Source organism: Pseudoalteromonas sp. OF7H-1 (assembly GCF_022347825.1).
In the GTDB taxonomy this organism is placed as follows: Bacteria; Pseudomonadota; Gammaproteobacteria; order Enterobacterales; family Alteromonadaceae; genus Pseudoalteromonas; species Pseudoalteromonas maricaloris.
On sequence record NZ_JAKRFX010000002.1, the window covers coordinates 218,348 to 236,519 of the forward strand.

General features: G+C 42.7%; 19 protein-coding genes. 16 read left to right on the plus strand and 3 right to left on the minus strand.

Annotated elements, in window-relative coordinates; all coding sequences use genetic code 11:
• The first annotated feature begins 78 nt into the window (after positions 1-78).
• Positions 79-555, plus strand: a complete 477-nt coding sequence (locus tag MHN30_RS03075; RefSeq protein WP_039492591.1) for an LPP20 family lipoprotein — start codon at positions 79-81, stop codon at positions 553-555.
• A gap of 74 nt (positions 556-629) precedes the next feature.
• Here the strand turns inward: MHN30_RS03075 and MHN30_RS03080 are convergent, their stop codons facing one another.
• The 3 genes from MHN30_RS03080 to flgA all read right to left on the minus strand — a co-directional run bounded on the left by MHN30_RS03080 (position 630) and on the right by flgA (position 2,154).
• The gene (locus tag MHN30_RS03080; RefSeq protein WP_045961738.1) at positions 630-1,058 is read right to left on the minus strand and encodes a flagellar protein FlgN; all 429 of its coding nucleotides are present in this window, start codon (positions 1,056-1,058) and stop codon (positions 630-632) included.
• Entirely contained in the window at positions 1,051-1,374 is a 324-nt protein-coding gene (gene flgM, locus MHN30_RS03085; protein WP_010369298.1) for a flagellar biosynthesis anti-sigma factor FlgM, read from the minus strand. The genes MHN30_RS03080 and flgM overlap by 8 nt, the downstream gene beginning before the upstream one ends.
• A 72-nt stretch (positions 1,375-1,446) precedes the next feature.
• Entirely contained in the window at positions 1,447-2,154 is a 708-nt protein-coding gene (gene flgA / locus MHN30_RS03090) for a flagellar basal body P-ring formation chaperone FlgA (protein ID WP_130164502.1), read from the minus strand.
• 140 nt (positions 2,155-2,294) lie between these two features.
• Here flgA and MHN30_RS03095 point away from each other — a divergent pair, with 140 nt between their 5' ends.
• The 15 genes from MHN30_RS03095 to MHN30_RS03165 all read left to right on the plus strand — a co-directional run bounded on the left by MHN30_RS03095 (position 2,295) and on the right by MHN30_RS03165 (position 18,143).
• A complete protein-coding gene (locus MHN30_RS03095; RefSeq protein WP_010606301.1) occupies positions 2,295-3,227 on the plus strand; it encodes a chemotaxis protein CheV in 933 nt (310 codons plus the stop codon).
• Positions 3,228-3,242: 15 nt separating this feature from the next.
• On the plus strand, positions 3,243-4,076 hold the full coding sequence (locus tag MHN30_RS03100; protein WP_010369291.1) for a protein-glutamate O-methyltransferase CheR: 834 nt from the start codon (positions 3,243-3,245) through the stop codon (positions 4,074-4,076).
• Between the two features lie 280 nt (positions 4,077-4,356).
• Positions 4,357-4,767, plus strand: coding sequence for a flagellar basal body rod protein FlgB (flgB, locus tag MHN30_RS03105; protein ID WP_017218088.1), 411 nt, complete (start codon positions 4,357-4,359; stop codon positions 4,765-4,767).
• Positions 4,768-4,769: 2 nt separating this feature from the next.
• Complete coding sequence (flgC, locus tag MHN30_RS03110; protein ID WP_010369286.1) at positions 4,770-5,201, plus strand: flagellar basal body rod protein FlgC; 432 nt, start codon at positions 4,770-4,772, stop codon at positions 5,199-5,201.
• A gap of 17 nt (positions 5,202-5,218) precedes the next feature.
• Entirely contained in the window at positions 5,219-5,902 is a 684-nt protein-coding gene (locus MHN30_RS03115; protein ID WP_010606303.1) for a flagellar hook assembly protein FlgD, read from the plus strand.
• Positions 5,903-5,943: 41 nt separating this feature from the next.
• The gene (flgE, locus tag MHN30_RS03120) at positions 5,944-7,344 is read left to right on the plus strand and encodes a flagellar hook protein FlgE (protein ID WP_039492582.1); all 1,401 of its coding nucleotides are present in this window, start codon (positions 5,944-5,946) and stop codon (positions 7,342-7,344) included.
• Between the two features lie 123 nt (positions 7,345-7,467).
• Positions 7,468-8,232, plus strand: a complete 765-nt coding sequence (locus MHN30_RS03125; protein ID WP_010369280.1) for a flagellar basal body rod protein FlgF — start codon at positions 7,468-7,470, stop codon at positions 8,230-8,232.
• A 16-nt stretch (positions 8,233-8,248) separates the two neighbouring features.
• A complete protein-coding gene (flgG, locus tag MHN30_RS03130; protein WP_039492578.1) occupies positions 8,249-9,037 on the plus strand; it encodes a flagellar basal-body rod protein FlgG in 789 nt (262 codons plus the stop codon).
• A 16-nt stretch (positions 9,038-9,053) separates the two neighbouring features.
• Positions 9,054-9,737 (plus strand): flagellar basal body L-ring protein FlgH, encoded by a 684-nt coding sequence (flgH, locus tag MHN30_RS03135; protein WP_010369278.1) that lies wholly within the window; start codon positions 9,054-9,056, stop codon positions 9,735-9,737.
• 19 nt (positions 9,738-9,756) lie between these two features.
• Positions 9,757-10,857 (plus strand): flagellar basal body P-ring protein FlgI, encoded by a 1,101-nt coding sequence (locus MHN30_RS03140; RefSeq protein ID WP_010606307.1) that lies wholly within the window; start codon positions 9,757-9,759, stop codon positions 10,855-10,857.
• Positions 10,858-10,965: 108 nt separating this feature from the next.
• Positions 10,966-11,940 carry a flagellar assembly peptidoglycan hydrolase FlgJ gene (flgJ, locus tag MHN30_RS03145; RefSeq protein ID WP_239358172.1) on the plus strand — a complete coding sequence of 325 codons (975 nt, stop codon included), beginning with the start codon at positions 10,966-10,968 and terminating at the stop codon, positions 11,938-11,940.
• Position 11,941: 1 nt separating this feature from the next.
• A complete protein-coding gene (flgK, locus tag MHN30_RS03150; RefSeq protein WP_039492574.1) occupies positions 11,942-13,954 on the plus strand; it encodes a flagellar hook-associated protein FlgK in 2,013 nt (670 codons plus the stop codon).
• A 2-nt stretch (positions 13,955-13,956) separates the two neighbouring features.
• Positions 13,957-15,192 (plus strand): flagellar hook-associated protein FlgL, encoded by a 1,236-nt coding sequence (gene flgL / locus MHN30_RS03155; RefSeq protein WP_039492572.1) that lies wholly within the window; start codon positions 13,957-13,959, stop codon positions 15,190-15,192.
• A 316-nt stretch (positions 15,193-15,508) separates the two neighbouring features.
• Positions 15,509-16,480, plus strand: coding sequence for a flagellin (locus tag MHN30_RS03160; protein ID WP_039492570.1), 972 nt, complete (start codon positions 15,509-15,511; stop codon positions 16,478-16,480).
• 688 nt (positions 16,481-17,168) lie between these two features.
• Positions 17,169-18,143: a flagellin gene (locus tag MHN30_RS03165; protein ID WP_130164499.1), complete on the plus strand. Its 975-nt coding sequence runs from the start codon at positions 17,169-17,171 to the stop codon at positions 18,141-18,143.
• Positions 18,144-18,172 lie beyond the last annotated feature (29 nt).

Genomic DNA, 18,172 nt, shown 5'->3' on the forward strand with positions numbered 1-18,172 from the left:
ACAACAACCCTTGCGAGACCACGATGCTGGGGAAGTGTTAAATTTTGATTGGTATTTATTGTAGCGGAGTGTGGTGAAATGCGTATCACTAATTCTATCAGTGCAGTTGTTATGGTTTGTTCGCTAGCGGGACTCAGTGGCTGTTCAAGCCTCGTTGACAAGCACATTGAATATGAAACGGTGCAACCGGAAACCTTTCCTGTTTTACGGGCAGTGGGGTACGCGCCTTTGAGTGCTCAGCCGGGTAAAACTGCGGGTGAGAAGCAGCTGATGGCCATTAAAGTCTCAAAATTAGAAGCCTATCGAGAATTGGCTGAGCAACTCTATGGCCAGAATTTGACATCCACTATTACGGTAAAAGGTGCTATTGCCCAAAACGACGGCCTTAAGAGCCAAGTAAATGGACTCGTACGAGGAGCTAAGGTGCTGAAAAGTTACGCTGTTGGTGATACTTACGCTACGGAATTAGAGCTTGATATGAAACGCGTTTATGATTTGTATATTACTCAAGTCAAGCCGCAGAAAATTAAGAAGATATCTTACAGCTTTAAGTAAGCACCCATCGCATGTTGCTTACTTAATGCGCTTCACTTCGGTTGTTCTTCAAAACTAAAATATGGCTGGCGTGGCTACGCCTTTAGATTACGTACTAACTCACTGTCGCTACTTTTCACACTACCATCCTGACCATATGTAATCGAAGTTGGTGCGCCAATTAAGATCCCTTTTAGTTCACGTGTGCTTACATTGGCCTGATGAGCCGTTTTAGCATTGATTTCATTTTTGGTTTGGCACTCACTGAGTAATGCTCGCACTTTAGCGACGAGCGGGGCTACTTCATTGTGTTCAAAGACGTGAGACTCAGTTTTTGACAATTCATTGTCGAGCTTTTGCAGTTTTGAAATGAGAGTTAGCTTTTCACGAGCGATTTCTTTTAAATTGTCGCCACGTCGGGACGCAAGCTCGTCAAGCTCACGCGCTAGAAGCTGGGTCATCGCTTCTAGCGTCGAGATTTGTTCTGAAAGTTTGTGGTGGCAAAGCCGAACCAAATCATCCATATATTTCGAACTCAAATGCAGCTATGTTTTTGGCGAGTTTTTCCGCGTCAACTTGATACTTGCCTTCTGCTATCGCTTTTTTCAGTTCTTCGACTTTCTTGTCGTCAAAGCCTGATGATTGCTGCGCTTTTTCGTTGACTGTTTTCAGCTGTTGCGCTTGTGGAGTCAGACTGACTGAATCCGCCGCTGCTTTCGGTGTAGCTGGTGATTTAACTGATGCGCTATTGGCATCATTTCTTTGCAATTCAGCTTTCTGTTGCTTAACATTATTAGCAACGGATGTAGACTGATTCTGACCGTTAACTTGATTAACCATGATTGTAGACCCAATAAAATTATACTCTCAGCCTTGTTATCGGCGTTTAGTAGTATTACTTTAGCAAATTTTTTATAAATTCACCTCTACTGTTTCCACTTCTATTACTCTAGCACGTAAGGTTTTGCCAGAGCGAGAGTTTTTAATATTAATAAGTTCACCACGGTTGCCATCTTGCTGTGCTTCTCCTTGAGTTTTTATCACGAGTCCACCTGATTTAGCAATAATCGTCACAGTATCGCCTTTGCAGACCATGCAAATATGGGCTTGGGTAAAGGCTTGGCCCTCTCTTATATTACGTTTGCTGCGACTGCCTATTAGTATTGACTTATCTTCTATATAAGAAACTCTGCGAAAACGTTTTGGCTGATACTCTATTTTTACATCTTCATCTTGAATAATACGGCCTTTTTCTAACATGGTTGCACTAACTAATATGGGGAAGAGGTGATCGATACGTACGTGGACGTATTGAGTCCAGCTGAGGGTATCGTTGCATCTAATTTGAACTGTCACTTGAGTATCAAAAGGTGGAGCCATCGCTGTACTATATTGTAATGGCGATTGACAATCCCGTGCTGGAATTCTTGAATCAAGTGGTATAGCAGTCAGTGACAGCTGACTATCGGGATCTTGCTCTACATTCGGTTCAACAAATTCTATTGCGTTTTGTTCTAAAGTTTTGTTGTCATATTGCTGACAATAACCATAGTCAACGCCTATAAAATAAGCGAACAAACAAAAAAACTGAATGTAATGGGTTTTTTTTAACAAACTCATGATGTTTCGACTATGCTTATGGGGTGAAACAAGGTATAAAGATTCTGCTTTAATAACTGCACCTAATCAAGGGTGGTAAACCATATCAGAGTCGAAGCAAAGATCGTTCCGATTAGCGGTTTATACAGTAGGAGATTGAAATGGCAGGTATTTTAGACTCGGTTAACCAACGTACACAGCTGGTTGGACAAAACCGTCTCGAGCTATTACTTTTTCGACTTCAAGGTCGACAGCGCTTCGGCATTAATGTTTTCAAAGTCCGAGAAGTGCTTCAATGTCCAGCATTGACAAGCATGCCCAAGTCAAACCCGCTTATCCGAGGGGTTGCTCATATTCGAGGCCAAACTATATCCGTAATTGATATGTCACTTGCGGTAGGTGGACCTCCTATTCAAGATATTCGTAACTGTTTTATTGTGATTGCAGAATACAACCGTTCAGTTCAAGGTTTTCTAGTCAGTGCGGTAGAACGCATTGTGAATATGAACTGGGAAAAAATAATGCCCCCGCCATCTGGGGCTGGTCGTTATTCCTATTTGACAGCGGTTACAGAAATTGAAAACGAGCTAGTTGAAATATTAGACGTAGAAAAGATCCTCAATGAAATTTGCCCAATCAACACAGAAGTCAGTGCTGACATTGTATCTGATGGTGAAATGCAAAAAGATTTAGGCGAACGTATTGTCTTTATCGCTGATGACTCCGCAGTTGCTCGTAATCAGGTCAAACGCGCATTGGAGCCATTAGGTGTTCAGACTGAACTTGCGAAGAACGGCAAAGAAGCACTTATCAGGCTTCGTGAAATTGCGGAAATGGACTGTCAAAATAATGTCACTGAGCGAGTAGGGCTATTAATTTCTGACGTTGAAATGCCGGAAATGGATGGTTATACGCTAACGGCTGAAATAAAAGCTGATCCAAAATTAGCGCCATTGCATGTGATACTCCATACTTCACTGAGTGGTGTATTTAATCAGGCCATGATTGAGAAAGTTGGCGCTGATGATTTTATTGCTAAGTTTAACCCAGATGAATTAGCTTCAGCGGTTAAAAAATGGGTTCATTGTGATTAAAGCTGGTGGTAGCACTTGGAAAATAAGCATTTAGAGCAAAAAGAGTACGATCAATTTAGAACCTTTTTGGAGCAACAGTGCGGTATTGTACTGGGTGACAATAAATTGTACTTGGTCAAAAGCCGACTCGCTCCTCTGATGGCTCGCTTTGGTGTGGAAACACTTTCGTCCTTAGTAGCTAAAACACTCAGTCCCCATGAGCGGCAATTGCGTGCCGCTGTGGTGGACGCGATGACAACGAATGAAACGCTTTGGTTTAGGGATACTTATCCGTTCGAGCTAATTAAATCGAAAATTTTACCAGAGTTTAAAGACTTGAGACGTCCAGTTAAGATTTGGTCGGCGGCAAGTTCATCAGGACAAGAGCCATATTCAATCGCGATGTCTGCGAGTGAGTATGTGAGTAAAAGCCCTGGCGCGCTGAAAATGGGTGTGCAGATCGTCGGTACAGACATTTCTAACACCATGCTGGATATGTGTAAGAATGCTGAATATGACGCGCTAGCGTTGGCGCGAGGGTTGTCGCCTGAGCGTAGAAAGAAGTTCTTTATGGATAGTGGCAATGGAATGGCTAAGGTTGTTGAACCGATCCGTAAAATGGTCAGTTTTAGACATTTAAACCTGCTAGATTCTTATGCATTGATGGGTAAGTTTGATGTAATTTTCTGCCGTAACGTCCTGATATACTTTTCACCGGAAGTGAAAGCCAAAATCATTTCGCAATTTGCTCAGTCGTTAAATCCTAATGGTTATTTGTTTTTAGGTGCGTCAGAATCGATGGCGGGTTTAAGTGACGACTTTAATATGATCCGTTGTAATCCTGGTATTATCTATCAGAAAAAGACTTAATATTCACATATAGCGGCAGGGACGTTCGCTATAATTAGGTATTGAATATTTGTACTCAGTCGCAGTTCCAGTGTCTACACTAATTAACCTTGGATTTTCTAAGTTCAACCGCTGACTCTTCAGACGCTTCCTCTTATTTATTTCACTCCTCAATATTGGCTCAAGTTTAATTATTCCAAAAACACAATGTAACACATTGAAATTTAATGAATAAATCTTGTTTTAAAACTGGCCTAAAGATTGCTTTATCATACCTGAGTCAATTTTTTGGAGTCAGATAATGGCAATTAGTTTCGATAAAGCGTTGGGTATACATCAGCATACGATGCTGCTGCGCTCACAGCGCGCTGAAATTCTAGCAAGCAATATCGCAAACGCAGACACTCCAGGATACAAAGCTAAAGATATTGACTTTGCTAGTGCTTTAAAAGCGGCAAAGACAATGCAAAGAAGCGGCAATGATATGGTTAGAACAGATGCAAAACACCTCACTGGTGGTACCAAAATGAGTAATTCATCTGAGCTATATCGTTCGCCAAATCAAGCAGATACAGGTGATGGTAACTCAGTTGATATACAAGTGGAACGAAACTTGTATGTACAGAATGCATTAGAGTACCAAGCCAGTTTGCAATTTCTTGGTGGTAAGTTCAGTAGCCTTAAAAAGGCACTCGGCGGGCAAGGGGCATAACAATGAGTCTATATAACGTTTTCGATATTGCGGGTTCAGGAATGAGCGCACAGAATGTGCGACTTAATACCACCGCAAGTAATATCTCAAACGCAAACTCAGTGAGCTCTAGTCAGGATACTGTGTATCGCGCTAGACACCCTGTATTTGCCGCTGAACTTTCCAAAGCTGCAGCTTCCCAGAACAATGTTGCGGGATCTTCAGTTGGAGTAAAAGTCTTAGGTGTGGTTGAAAGCGACAAGCCGCTTCAAGTTGAGTACAACCCAAACCACCCAAGTGCTGACGCAAATGGCTACATTTATAAACCGAATGTGAATGTGGTAGAGGAGATGGCAAACATGATTTCTGCTTCTCGCTCTTACCAAACCAATGTTCAAGTTGCAGACGCTGCAAAGCAAATGCTTAGTAAAACATTGCAACTAGGCCAGCGCTAAATTGGGAGTAACAGCTGATGAGTAATAATGTAAATGCCACTTCTTCAACGGGTGTAGATTCACTCTACTGGGATAGGCAAAAGCAGGCCGAGGAGAAAAAGCCCAGAGATGAGCTATCGCAAGAAGATTTCTTCTCGCTGCTTACTCAACAGCTCTCTTTCCAAGACCCAAGTAAGCCTGCGGACAACGATCAGATGATCGCGCAGATGACCAGTTTTACCATGGCTGAGGGGATCTCGAAGCTAAATGAGAATTTTGACTCGTTAGCTGCATCAATGACTTCTAACTCAGCGCTTCAAGCATCAACGCTGATTGGTAAAAAAGCATTACTCGAATCAACGACGTTAGAACATGGTGATGATGCACTTACAAAGGGCTCGGTGATTGTCCAAGAGCCTGTGCAGAATTTATCTGTGGGTATTTATGACGAATCTGGAGCGATTGTTAAGACGCTTGAGTTTGGTGAGCAAAGTGTAGGCGCTGTGCGTTTTGAGTGGGATGGTAAGAATAAAGATGGCGAGATGATGCCCCCTGGGGAATACACCATAAAAGCCGAAGGCATGATTGAAGGTGAATATCAGACTTTACCTTCGGCCACATTTAGAAATATTGACAGTGTTAATGTTAATGGTGCTAACGGCATCGTCATTAATACCAAAGAAGGCGCGGTGCGCTTAACTGATATTGCTGAAATAGCATAGTAGTTTTAAAGAATTAACCTTAAGAACTTAGAGGTGAGAGTATGAGTTTCAATATAGCACTGACAGGTATTGCCGCCGCGCAAAAAGACTTGGACGTAACAGCAAATAACATTGCTAACGTGAACACGACGGGTTTTAAAGAATCTCGCGCAGAATTTGCTGATGTTTACGCGTCTTCGGTTTTTAGCTCTGGCAAAACGAAAAATGGTGATGGTGTACAAACTACTATGGTAGCGCAGCAGTTTCACCAAGGGTCATTAAAGTTCACGCAGAACTCGCTAGACTTGGCGATTGAGGGCGAAGGCTATTTTGCCATGTCAAATTCTCTTCAATCACAGGATTTTACGTATTCTCGAGCTGGTGCATTTAAATTAAATAAAGACAACTTTATCGTGAATGCAAAAGGTGACTACTTGCAAGGCTTCCCTGTTGATCCATCAACAGGTGATACAACGTCTTTGAGTCTAAGCACAACATCGCCAATTCAAATTCCAGATGCATCAGGGTCTCCTCGAGCAACATCGCAAATTTATACATCATTTAATCTAGATGCAACGGCGCAGCCACCTACGATTGCATTCGATCCTACGCAAAGTGCATCGTATAACTCAAGAACGGCAATTACGGTATATGACTCACTGGGTGAATCACATACACTGCAGCTATTCTTCAGAAAAACGGCGGATAATGAATGGTCAACTTACGCAACAATGGACGATAAGCCATTTAACCACAATGCGCAGCAAATTGACCCAACCGCTACACCACCTGTGCCATACACTCCAGTAAGCGTATTTCGTTTTGACGCAAGTGGTATTCCTTCACAAACAGCGGATGATCCATCAGCTTCACCACTGACATTTAGTAACAATACGGGTACGACGTTTAACCCGCTTAGTCTTGCAGGTCCTCAAGATGCGGTCGATCCAACTATTGGTATGTCAAACTTGTTAGAAAACGGCGCAACCTTCCCGAATGATATTGTTGTTAACTGGCGTGATGAAGCAAACACGGCTCAGAAGTTACCGACACAATATTCATCAGGTCGATTTGAAGTGAAAGCGCTGGAACAAGACGGTGCAACCGTAGGTCGACTAGCTGGTATTGATATTGGTACTGATGGCAAAGTAGTAGCTTCATACACTAACGGTGACTCGACTTTCCTAGGGCAAGTCGCGCTCGTACGCTTCCCGAATTCTCAAGGCCTCCAAGCGATTGGTAATACTGAGTGGAAGAAAAGTCTATCTTCCGGTGAGCCCCTAGCAGGCGAGCCAAACACAGGTACGCTTGGTGGTATTAGTTCATCGGCGTTAGAGCAGTCGAACGTCAACCTCACAAACGAGTTGGTTGACCTTATCAGTGCCCAGCGTAACTTCCAAGCGAACTCTCGAGCGCTTGAGGTTAACTCAACATTACAACAAAATATATTACAGATCCGATAATATATTATGCCCTCCAAAGGCTGCTACAAAGGCAGCCTTTTTTATGCCCGTCAAAAACATCTCATCACTTTGGCACTGTGTTTGCATTAACTAGATTAAGTTTGAATTTTATAGGTCATCGTCATGGATAAAATGGTGTATATCGCAATGTCAGGCGCTAAGCAGAGCTTACGCGGTGTGGCACTCAAAGCGAATAACCTTGCTAATGCCAACACGACTGGCTTCAAAGCAGATTTTGCTCAAGCGCGTTCAATGCAGGCATTCGGAGAAGGGTTACCCTCTCGGGTTTTTGCTATGCAAGAACGTCCTGGTACGAATATGACCGGTGGTGCAATCGTTGAAACTGGTCGTGAGCTTGATATTGCAGTAGATGATAAGTCGTGGATCAGCGTCGTTGACGCCTCGGGCGAAGAAGCTTACACCAAAGTCGGCACGCTTAATATTCGTAATGACGGTGCGTTAGTCACAGCTCACGGGCGTCAACTTATTGGCGAAGGTGGACCTATTGTTTTACCTATTCCCGTTGATAAAGTGGTGTTTAGTGACGATGGCTCTATTCAAGTGCGTCCACAAGGTGCCCCCGCTAACTTTCTTGAGGTGGTTGATAGGCTGAAAATTATTGAAGCAGATAATAGTAAGCTACAAAAGGGCAATGACGGCCTGTATAGACCAAAAGAAGATAAGCTAGAAGATGGGATCTGTGGCTTTTGTGAAATATCTCCAACTGCAAAAGTAATGAGTGGCTTCTTAGAGATGTCCAACGTCAATCCCGTTCATGAGATGGTGGATATGATCAACCATCAAAGACAATTTGAAATGCAAATTAAGCTGATGAAAACAGCTGAAGAAATAGATGAGCGACACACTTCGCTCCTACGCATAGTTTAAGAGTGAGGTAGAGATTATGAATCCAGCATTGTGGATAAGTAAAACAGGCTTAGATGCTCAGCAAACTGATATTTCAGTTATTTCGAACAACTTGGCGAACGCCAGTACCGTCGGCTACAAAAAGAGTCGGGCGATATTCGAAGACTTGCTGTATCAAAACATCAATCAACCAGGTGGCCGCAGCTCTCAGGATACAGAACTACCATCAGGCTTAATGCTTGGTGCAGGTGCCAAAGTGGTCGCTAACCAAAAGAATTTTTCTCAAGGTAATATGTTAAGTACCGAAAACTCTTTGGATTGGATGATCCAAGGTCCGGGCTTTTTTGAGATTCAGATGCCAGATGGCACAACTGCGTATTCAAGAAACGGTCAGTTCACGACGGATGAAGAGGGACGGATAGTTACTTCTGGGGCGGGTTTTCCTGTGTTACCAGAGATGAATGTGCCCGACGATGCACAGTCAATCACTATTTCTCAAGATGGCGAAGTATCAGTGCGCGTTGCAGGGCAAGCTGAAAACGTTGTCATTGGGCAATTGACGATCAGTGACTTTATTAATCCATCAGGTCTTGAGCCAATTGGTCAAAATCTGTACACAGAAACTGCGGTAAGTGGTGCACCTGTACAAGGTAATCCAAGCGTTGAAGGGCTAGGTAAAGTAGTTCAAGGCGCACTTGAGACGTCAAACGTTAATGTGACCGAAGAGCTTGTAAATCTAATCGAGACACAACGCGTGTATGAGATGAACTCAAAAGTGATTTCAACGGTAGATCAGATGCTGAGCTACATTAATCAACAGTTGTAATTGGGTAGGGGGTATTATGCGTGCATTATATTTAGCCATCGTAACGGTCGCTGCATTATCTGGATGTAGTACAACACAAAATAAAAATGTGGTGCGTGACGACCCGTATTATGCACCTATCTATCCCGAGGATAATCAAGCCCAAATGGTGGCAACAGGGTCATTGTTTAATACGCAGTTTTCCAATGATCTTTATGCTGACAAAAAAGCGTTAAGAGTCGGTGATATTATTACCATTGTACTCAGAGAAACGACCCAGGCGACCAAAGCTGCGAATTCTCAACTTGATAAATCTAGTGACGCTAGTCTTGATCCGATTATTGGCCTTGGTGGCAATGCCATCAATATTGGTAAGGAAGCGATACAATTTGGAGCAAGTTCAAGCTCTTCATTCTCTGGTGATTCTCAAGCCAATCAGTCAAACAGCCTATTTGGTAATATATCGGTCAATGTCACCCGAGTACTTCCAAACGGCAATTTAGTGATCCGTGGCGAAAAGTGGTTAACGCTCAATACTGGCGAAGAGTTTATTCGCTTAGAAGGGTTAGTAAGGCCTCAGGATGTGACCGCAGATAACACCGTTGAATCCAATCGAGTGGCAAACGCTAGAATTCAATATTCAGGTAAAGGCGACCAACAAGAAGTGCAAAGTGCAGGTTGGTTAACGAGTTTCTTTATGAGCGCGCTGATGCCGTTTTAAGGTGCTGAAAATGAACAATATGCTTAAGAATATTTTGCTTATCGGTGCGGCCATTACGTTGGTTGGTTTTTCTTCTTTGGCATCTGCTGAGCGAGTTAAAGATGTCAGTATGGTTGAAGGTGTTCGTTCAAACCAACTGGTTGGTTACGGCCTAGTTGTGGGCTTACCTGGTACCGGTGAGCAAACCAGATTTACCGAGCAAAGCTTTAAAGCGATGTTGAATAGCTTTGGGATCACGATGCCAGCAAGCTTAAAGCCAAAAATTAAAAATGTCGCGGCTGTTGCGGTTCATGCTGACTTACCACCTTTTGTTAAACCCGGTCAAACCATTGACGTTACTGTGTCATCTATTGGTAGTGCTGGTAGTTTGAGAGGCGGCACGTTACTTCAGACCTTTCTTAAAGGGGTTGATGGTAACGTATATGCAATTGCGCAAGGTAGCTTGATTGTCGGTGGTTTGGGCGCTGATGGCGCCGACGGGAGTCGAGTTGTGATCAATACCCCGACAGTAGGTCGGGTGGCAAACGGCGCGACAGTGGAGCGAGCAGTACCAAGTCCGTTTACTCAGGGTGATTACATTACCTTTAACTTGAATAGGCCGGATTTTACTACCGCAAAGCGCTTGGCCGACACTATCAATGGTCTTGTTGGACCAAACAGTGCTAAACCTATGGATGCAGCTTCAGTTCGAGTAATTGCACCAAGAGATCCGTCTCAGCGCGTTGCGTATCTATCTACGCTTGAGAATCTTGAATTCAAACCAGCGGATACCGCTGCGAAGATCATCGTTAACTCGCGCACAGGTACTATCGTTATCGGCAAAAATGTCAAGTTGCAGCCTGCGGCAATTACTCATGGCGGTCTTACCGTAACGATTGCTGAGCAACAAAATGTGTCTCAACCTAATGCGCTGGCAAATGGCGAAACAACAGTGACGCAGCAAAGTATTATCGACGTAAATCAGGACGACTCTCGAGCGTTTGTGTTTGACCCAGGCGTGAGCCTTGATGATTTGGTTAGGGCAATTAACCAAGTTGGCGCAGCGCCTGGTGATTTAATGGCGATCCTTGAAGCGCTAAAAGAAGCGGGCGCAATAAATGGTCAATTAGTCGTCATTTGATGTTCTATTATTAATCAACTAGTTAGCCTCACAATTGTGGGGCTTTTTTTTGGCTCGGATTTTGCATTTCTATTTGTATAGTTATTAACGTCAAACAGTGCTGAGTGTATGAACACCGACCAATTGAAAAATCAAAGCTTTTTTGACCTAGGAAACCTTGATTCTATCCGTAAAGAGGCGCTGAAAGGTGCTGGCGATCAAGGTGCCTCAGATCAGGCATTGAAAAAGGCGGCACAACAGTTTGAGTCTATCTTTACGCAAATGTTGTTACAAAGCATGCGTAAAGCGAATGAGGCGCTAGAGGATAAAGACAGTCCATTTAACTCTAGTGGTGTCAAATTTTTTGAAGAAATGCATGATCAGCAACTTTCGATGCATTTATCTGAGCAGGGCAGCTTAGGACTTGCAGATCTGATTGTGCAGCAGTTGTCTCCTAATTCTGAAAAGTATAAGCCTGCCTCAGTAATGAGAGCTGACGGCGATATTTCCTTTAAAAGACAGGCGACAGCGAGTGAGAGTGTACGTAAACCTGAACCGCAGGCTGTCAATGTTAAGGCAGATACCTCAAGCGATGAACAAACAGGCTTTGGTTCTCCTGAGGAATTCGTCGACAGAATTTGGGAATACGCTCAAACAGCGGCGAAAAAGCTAGGCTTGAACCCTGCGGTAATGGTTGCACAAGCTGCACTGGAAACTGGTTGGGGTAAACACATCATCAGCAAAAAAGATGGTAGTAGCAGTTTTAATCTATTCAATATCAAAGCGGATAGCCGCTGGAGTGGTGAAAGCGCCAGAAAATCGACACTTGAATTTGAGCAAGGGTTACCGGTGCAAAAGCAAGCTGATTTCCGTGCTTATAAGTCGCTAGAACAAAGCTTTGATGATTATGTCAGTTTCCTAAAAGGTAATCCGAGATACGAGCAAGCCTTAAACAAGGCTGGTGATAGTCATGCTTATTTAAGTGAGCTTCAAAATGCAGGCTACGCGACCGATCCGAGTTATGCCAACAAAATTAAGTCAGTTTTAAAGCGTATTGATGTATCCGATTTCTTATCCGGTGCGCTAACAAAGGGAGTCAGATGAGATGTCATTTGATCTATTAAATATTGGTGCAGCAGGGGTTAGGGCTAACTCTGAGTTACTACAAACCACCAGTAAAAACATCGCTAACCTAAATACCAAAGGGTATATCCGTGAACGGACTGAACACGGAACAATGATAGGTGGCATGGTTGGCCGCGGTGAAACCGTGCGTTTGCTCAACCAATTTGCGCAGCAGCAATTAAATCGTGATATTTCTAATCAGTCTTACTACGAGCAGTTTGTCACTGAGGCAAGCCGTGTTGATACGTTGTTTGCACAAGACTCAAACAGTCTGAGCAAAAGCATCAACTCGATGTTTAACAATTTACAAAGCGCGATTAACTTGCCTTCATCGACAACTAACCGCTCTTTATTTATGACGGGCGCTCAAGGTCTTGTTGATCAAATGGATAGACTGTCAGGAATAGTTGTTGATCAAAACAGTATTGTGAACGAGCAATTGGATATTTTCTCAGAAGAAGCTAACAACCTTGTGCAAAAAATCAGCGAGTTAAATAAACAAGTAGCGAGTAAATCAGCACTCAATCTGAACAATGTCGATCACAGTGTACTTAACGAGCGAGATCAAGCTATCAAGGAACTCGCTGAACTTGTAGATATAGAAACACTCGATGGTGAAAATGGCGAGAAGCTCGTATTTTTAGGCACTGGGGATGCACTTGTGATGCAAGGTGGAGCCTTCAATTTATTCGCGATGAAAGGCAACCCAGATCCTAACCATAAAGAACTAATCCTAGACATTAAAGATAAAAATGTTGTGCAGCTCGAGTTAGATAGCGGCAGCTTGAAAGGCAAAATCGGTGGGTTACTGGCGTTTAGAGATGAAGTGTTGATCCCGGCACAAAACCAACTAGGTCAAATTGGCCTCGCATTGGCAGATGCTTTTAATCAGCAAAATAGATTGGGAATGGACTTAGATGGCAACATAGGTGGAGATATATTTAAAATACCTACCGTGGGTGGCTTTGCTTACAGCGAAAATACAGGCACCGCAGCGCTTACGGCAACACTTGAGCCTGGGCGCGGCAATGAGTTGCCAGCTACCGATTTCCAAGTTACTTATACCAGTGCAACAACCGTTGAAATAACAGCTGTAGATGCCAAAGGCAATCCTATCGGTACTCCGACGACTGGTAATATTGCAGGTGGAGTCATCACGGGAACGGGCGATTATTTTGGCTTACAAATGAACGTAACGGGTAGTGGTGCAACAGGCGATAGATTTCTTGTGAAATTAAATCAACAGGCTGCAACTGGATTGGAGCTTGCAACTCAAAGACCAGAAGCTCTCGCATTAGCGTCGCCAATTCGTACTGAAAAATCAGCAGACAATAATGGTACGGCGACCATTTCAGCCGGAGTCGTCACTGATACCGATCCCACGACCAGTGCGTTTACTGCGGGAACGCCGCCAACGTTGAATGATGGTCCTTATACGTTGACTAAAACAGCCAATGCTAACGAATATACGTTAACCAGTAATTCAGGTACAACGCATACCTTTACGGCTCCTGCGGATGGTAAAGATATTCTTTCTGGAGTGGGAGCAGCGCCTGCACCTTTTGATAATCTTGGCTTCACTTTCGATATTGAGGGTACGCCGAATACCGGTGATAGTTTTGAGATTAGTTTTAACACTGGTGGCTTTGATGACAACCGTAATGGTGCAGCGCTCGATGGTCTGAAATCATCGGATTTAGTTAGACAAAATGTAGAGTCTACAGGTAGTACAGAAAGCCATAAAACCTTTAATGAAGCATATGCCGATATTGTCACTGGTGTAGGGGTTATTACCAATCAAGCGAAAACCAATGGCGCGGCATTTGAAGCGTTGGCTAATCAGTCAAGCGCATGGTTTGAGTCTCTATCCGGTGTAAATCTAGATGAAGAAGCGGCCAACTTGTTACGTTTTCAACAGTCTTACTCGGCTTCGGCGCAAGTCATTTCGGCAGCAAGAACTGTGTTCGATACCTTATTAAGTGCAGCGAGGTAATTATGCGTTTATCTCAAAATCAAATTTTTAATTCTAATCTCAATTCTATTTTGCGTAATCAGCAAGACGTGAATAAAGCAACACAGCAGTTGAACACGCAAAAGCGGGTGTTGAGTGCTTCTGATGATGCTTCAGCGACTGCTAGAGCCATGCTTTTTGACGACCGGATCCAAGCAAACGATCAGTTTACTAAGAATTTGACTATGTTGTCTTCGAGATTAGACACTCAAGAGTCAGTACTAGAAAATATTAAAACGGCCATTGATAGTGCTTATACCAAGTCGATACAAGCAGGTAATGGTGGGTTATCCGATGTTGACCGCCAAGCAATCGCTGACGAGCTAGAGTCAATCCAAGATACTATTTTGGATTTGATGAACTCAAAAAGTGAAGATGGTAAGTTTATATTTTCCGGTTACCAAGACAATACGCAAACTTATAGCTTTGATTCAGCAACTGGAAAGTACGTATATAACGGTGACCAAGGACAACACAAAATAAAAGTTTCTGAGGGCGTCGAGATACGTTCCAGTGATAACGGTTTTGATGTATTTGAAAGTGCAGAGAAGCGACTGAATATTACTTCAAATACAGGTGTGGTTTCCGGTGGTATCACCTCTGCATCGGTTTATGTAGATGAGCAAGCTGTGTTTGATAAGTTTCATAAAGCGAATTACAACGCGGATCCAAGTGCGCCTGCAGGTGCAAACACCTTTGACTTAGTAGTGACAGCGGGTACACCAAATACTTACCAGCTTGAGCAGGGGGGAACGGTTATTTCAACCGGTACTGCAGAAGGCGGAACTATTAAAGTCGCTGGCATGGAGTTTGACTTCGCTGGTGCTGCGCCAGGCCAAATAAGCTTTGATTTGGAAAAGCCTCAGAAGGAAAACATTCTAAATACATTAGAATCTATGATTACGTCATTGAGAGACACCAGTATTACGGGTGATGATTACAAACAGGTACTGGCTGATGGTATTACTGGCCTAGATAATGCCAAGATTAAAATATCGCAAGGACAAGCGGGGCTTGGTGGCAGGTTAAATGCTGCAAAGCTTGTATCTGATGCAAATTCAGACTTGGACGTTGATAATAAAGCAAATAAAGCGGCTTTGATTGAAGTCGATTTTTATTCAGCGATTTCAGAGCTCACCAAGCATGAAACTGCATTACAGGCCTCTCAGGCAACATTTGGCCGCCTAACTAACCTTTCTTTATTAGACTACATTCGTTAAAAAGGTAGCCTTTAAAGGTTACCTTCTTCAAAACAGCCTAAAACACTACTATCTAATTTAATGTATTGAAAGTAATAGTACTTTCAATACATTTCTTCAGTATAAGCTCATAGCCATAACTTCCTGTCCTTTGTTCCATATAAAACAAAAAGTCTCGATAAATCAGTTGTTTATGTTTTTTTTAAAAAAAACACTAAAGGAAAATTTTTGCCGACCGATAACTTAAATAACCAAGCCGGAGAGTGAAAAACATTCAAAGGTTGGAAAGTTTCTAAGTTTGAGAGTGAAAGACTCGATTTAAAGTGGGAGAACCATCATGGCACTTTATGTAAATACTAACGTAAGTTCATTGAACGCACAAAGACAATTAATGCAATCTGGTAACGCACTAGATACATCATTTAAGCGTCTATCTTCAGGCTTTCGTATCAACAGCGCTGCTGATGATGCTGCAGGCCTACAAATTTCTGACCGTTTGACTTCACAAATCAATGGTCTTAATCAAGGTAACCGTAACGCGAACGACGGTATCTCTCTTGCTCAAACTGCAGAAGGGGCAATGGACGAAGTAACTTCAATGTTCCAACGTATGCGTACCCTAGCTCAACAAGCTTCAAACGGTTCGAATACTGATGAAGACAGATTGGCGATTCAAGAAGAAATCCGTTCTTTAGCATCAGAAGTTAACCGTGTAGCAAAAGATACAACTTTTGGTGGACAAAATTTACTAGATGGCTCATACGAGGCTAACTTCCAAGTCGGTGCTGATGCAGTACAGACAATTGGCTTCAGCATGAAAAACGTTGGTTCGTCTGCGAATGGTTCCAACTCTTTGACAGCAAATGGCGGCTTCACAATGTCTGGTATCGCGGGGATCGCTTCCGCGGTAACTGGCAAAACAATGTCGACCCTTGCTGCTGGTATCAGTAATGTTGGTACAGGTGTTACAGAAGCGACAGCTGGTTTCACCAACATGGCAGCTACAATCATTAGTGTATCGTCACAGGAAAATGCACAACAAGTGTTAGCTGCGATGGATTCAATGATTGCAGTAGTTGATAAGAAACGAGCTGAGCTTGGTGCGGTACAAAACCGATTCCAATCAACTATTCGTAACCAATCGAATATTCAGGAAAACTTATCAGCTGCAAAATCTCGAGTGAAAGATACTGACTTTGCTCAAGAAACAGCTAGCTTGACTAAAATGCAGATTCTACAGCAGGCAAGCCAAACAATTCTAAGCCAGGCTAACCAACGTCCTCAAGCTGCACTAAGTCTACTAGGATAATTTAACTAGGATGGTAAAAGGTGCCTAAGCCAGATGGGGTATTTGCTTAGGCACCGAATTGGATGATAAAGCGGAGGAGCTAAAAAATCCAATAGCGTTCATTAAAACAATGAACACGTTAATTAAAGCACATACCATGCCAAGTTTGTGTTAAAAAAATGACACTCACTCTCAAACTTACTAAAGAGGGGCTAGCCAGCCCCTCTTTTACTTCATATAACTTCCTTTATACCAACTATATATAGAGCGTAAAATCTGTTTGTTTGCCGCTAAATCAATGTATGAGGTTTGGATAAGGCATTAGATGTTCGATGCACAGATTATTTAACCAGCGACTTCAATGCCTAGGCTATTTTGTCTAAGATTTATTGGTGAGCATCGCTCACACGGTATATGAGTACCGCTCAAATAAGCACAGTAAATTGACGCTAAGATAATATCTATATCCAAATTTCAAAATAGAAATCTATAAATTTCATATTTATCATGGTTTTAAATTAAATTTTTAGCTATGTCTATAACCTTGTGTCTTTTTGGCCTGTAACTTGCTTTAAACCCAGTAGAGTTAATTTTGGCGTCAAAGTGGCAATTGGTTGCCTTAGTAAAAAGAAAACCTGAAACATGCATGCCGCTTTGTCATTTAACTATCTATCAATTAGATATTGATTTGGCAAAAAGAGAGTGAGTTATGGCTTTATATGTAAATACCAATGTCAGTGCAATTAATGCACAAAGACAATTGACTAATTCAGGTAATGAACTAGATACTTCTTTCAAGCGTCTATCATCTGGTTTGCGGATAAACAGTGCTGCTGATGATGCTGCAGGTTTACAGATCTCCGACCGATTAAATTCACAGATCATGGGACTTGAACAAGGCAACCGTAATGCGAATGACGGTATTTCTCTTGCTCAAACAGCTGAAGGTGCAATGGACGAAATCACCTCTATGTTCCAGCGAATTAGGACGCTTGCACAACAGGCTGCAAACGGCTCTAATACTGATGAAGACCGTTTAGCGATCCAAGAAGAGATTCGTCAGCTATCAGCTGAAGTAAATCGAGTCGCAAGTGATACAACATTTGGTGGTCAAAATCTACTTGATGGAACCTACTCTGCAAACTTCCAAGTAGGTGCAGATGCCGTTCAAACAATTGGCTTTAGCATGAAGGAAGTTGGCTCTTCTGCTAACGGTAGCAACTCAATGACCACCAATGGTGGCTTCACTATGTCTGGAATAGCGGGGATTGCGTCTGCGGTTTCAGGTAAAGGGATGTCAGTGTTGGCTGCTGGTATTAGTAATGTTGGCACCGGAGTAACAGAAGCGACTGCCGGTTTTACGAACATGGCTGCAACTTTGATCAGTGTTTCTTCGCAAGAAAATGCACAACAAGTTCTCGCAGCGATGGATGCAATGATAGCAGTGGTGGATAAAAAACGTGCAGAGCTGGGTGCTGTTCAAAACCGCTTTCAGTCGACCATTCGAAATCAGTCGAACGTATCTGAAAATCTAAACTCAGCGAAATCGCGAGTAAAAGACGCGGACTTTGCTTTAGAAACTGCAAAGTTAACGAAGAATCAGATTTTACAACAAGCTAGCCAAACTATATTAGGTCAAGCAAATCAACGACCTCAAGCAGCTTTAAGTCTACTACAAGGCTAATGAGTTAAATTTTTTAAAAAAAAAGCTAA

Coding starts and splice junctions, on each gene's coding strand:
- MHN30_RS03075 (WP_039492591.1), top strand. CDS start 79: ATGCGTATCACTAATTCTATCAGTGCAGTTGTTATGGTTTGTTCGCTA.
- MHN30_RS03080 (WP_045961738.1), bottom strand. CDS start 1,058: ATGGATGATTTGGTTCGGCTTTGCCACCACAAACTTTCAGAACAAATC.
- flgM (WP_010369298.1), bottom strand. CDS start 1,374: ATGGTTAATCAAGTTAACGGTCAGAATCAGTCTACATCCGTTGCTAAT.
- flgA (WP_130164502.1), bottom strand. CDS start 2,154: ATGAGTTTGTTAAAAAAAACCCATTACATTCAGTTTTTTTGTTTGTTC.
- MHN30_RS03095 (WP_010606301.1), top strand. CDS start 2,295: ATGGCAGGTATTTTAGACTCGGTTAACCAACGTACACAGCTGGTTGGA.
- flgB (WP_017218088.1), top strand. CDS start 4,357: ATGGCAATTAGTTTCGATAAAGCGTTGGGTATACATCAGCATACGATG.
- flgC (WP_010369286.1), top strand. CDS start 4,770: ATGAGTCTATATAACGTTTTCGATATTGCGGGTTCAGGAATGAGCGCA.
- MHN30_RS03115 (WP_010606303.1), top strand. CDS start 5,219: ATGAGTAATAATGTAAATGCCACTTCTTCAACGGGTGTAGATTCACTC.
- flgE (WP_039492582.1), top strand. CDS start 5,944: ATGAGTTTCAATATAGCACTGACAGGTATTGCCGCCGCGCAAAAAGAC.
- MHN30_RS03125 (WP_010369280.1), top strand. CDS start 7,468: ATGGATAAAATGGTGTATATCGCAATGTCAGGCGCTAAGCAGAGCTTA.
- flgG (WP_039492578.1), top strand. CDS start 8,249: ATGAATCCAGCATTGTGGATAAGTAAAACAGGCTTAGATGCTCAGCAA.
- flgH (WP_010369278.1), top strand. CDS start 9,054: ATGCGTGCATTATATTTAGCCATCGTAACGGTCGCTGCATTATCTGGA.
- MHN30_RS03140 (WP_010606307.1), top strand. CDS start 9,757: ATGCTTAAGAATATTTTGCTTATCGGTGCGGCCATTACGTTGGTTGGT.
- flgJ (WP_239358172.1), top strand. CDS start 10,966: ATGAACACCGACCAATTGAAAAATCAAAGCTTTTTTGACCTAGGAAAC.
- flgK (WP_039492574.1), top strand. CDS start 11,942: ATGTCATTTGATCTATTAAATATTGGTGCAGCAGGGGTTAGGGCTAAC.
- flgL (WP_039492572.1), top strand. CDS start 13,957: ATGCGTTTATCTCAAAATCAAATTTTTAATTCTAATCTCAATTCTATT.
- MHN30_RS03160 (WP_039492570.1), top strand. CDS start 15,509: ATGGCACTTTATGTAAATACTAACGTAAGTTCATTGAACGCACAAAGA.
- MHN30_RS03165 (WP_130164499.1), top strand. CDS start 17,169: ATGGCTTTATATGTAAATACCAATGTCAGTGCAATTAATGCACAAAGA.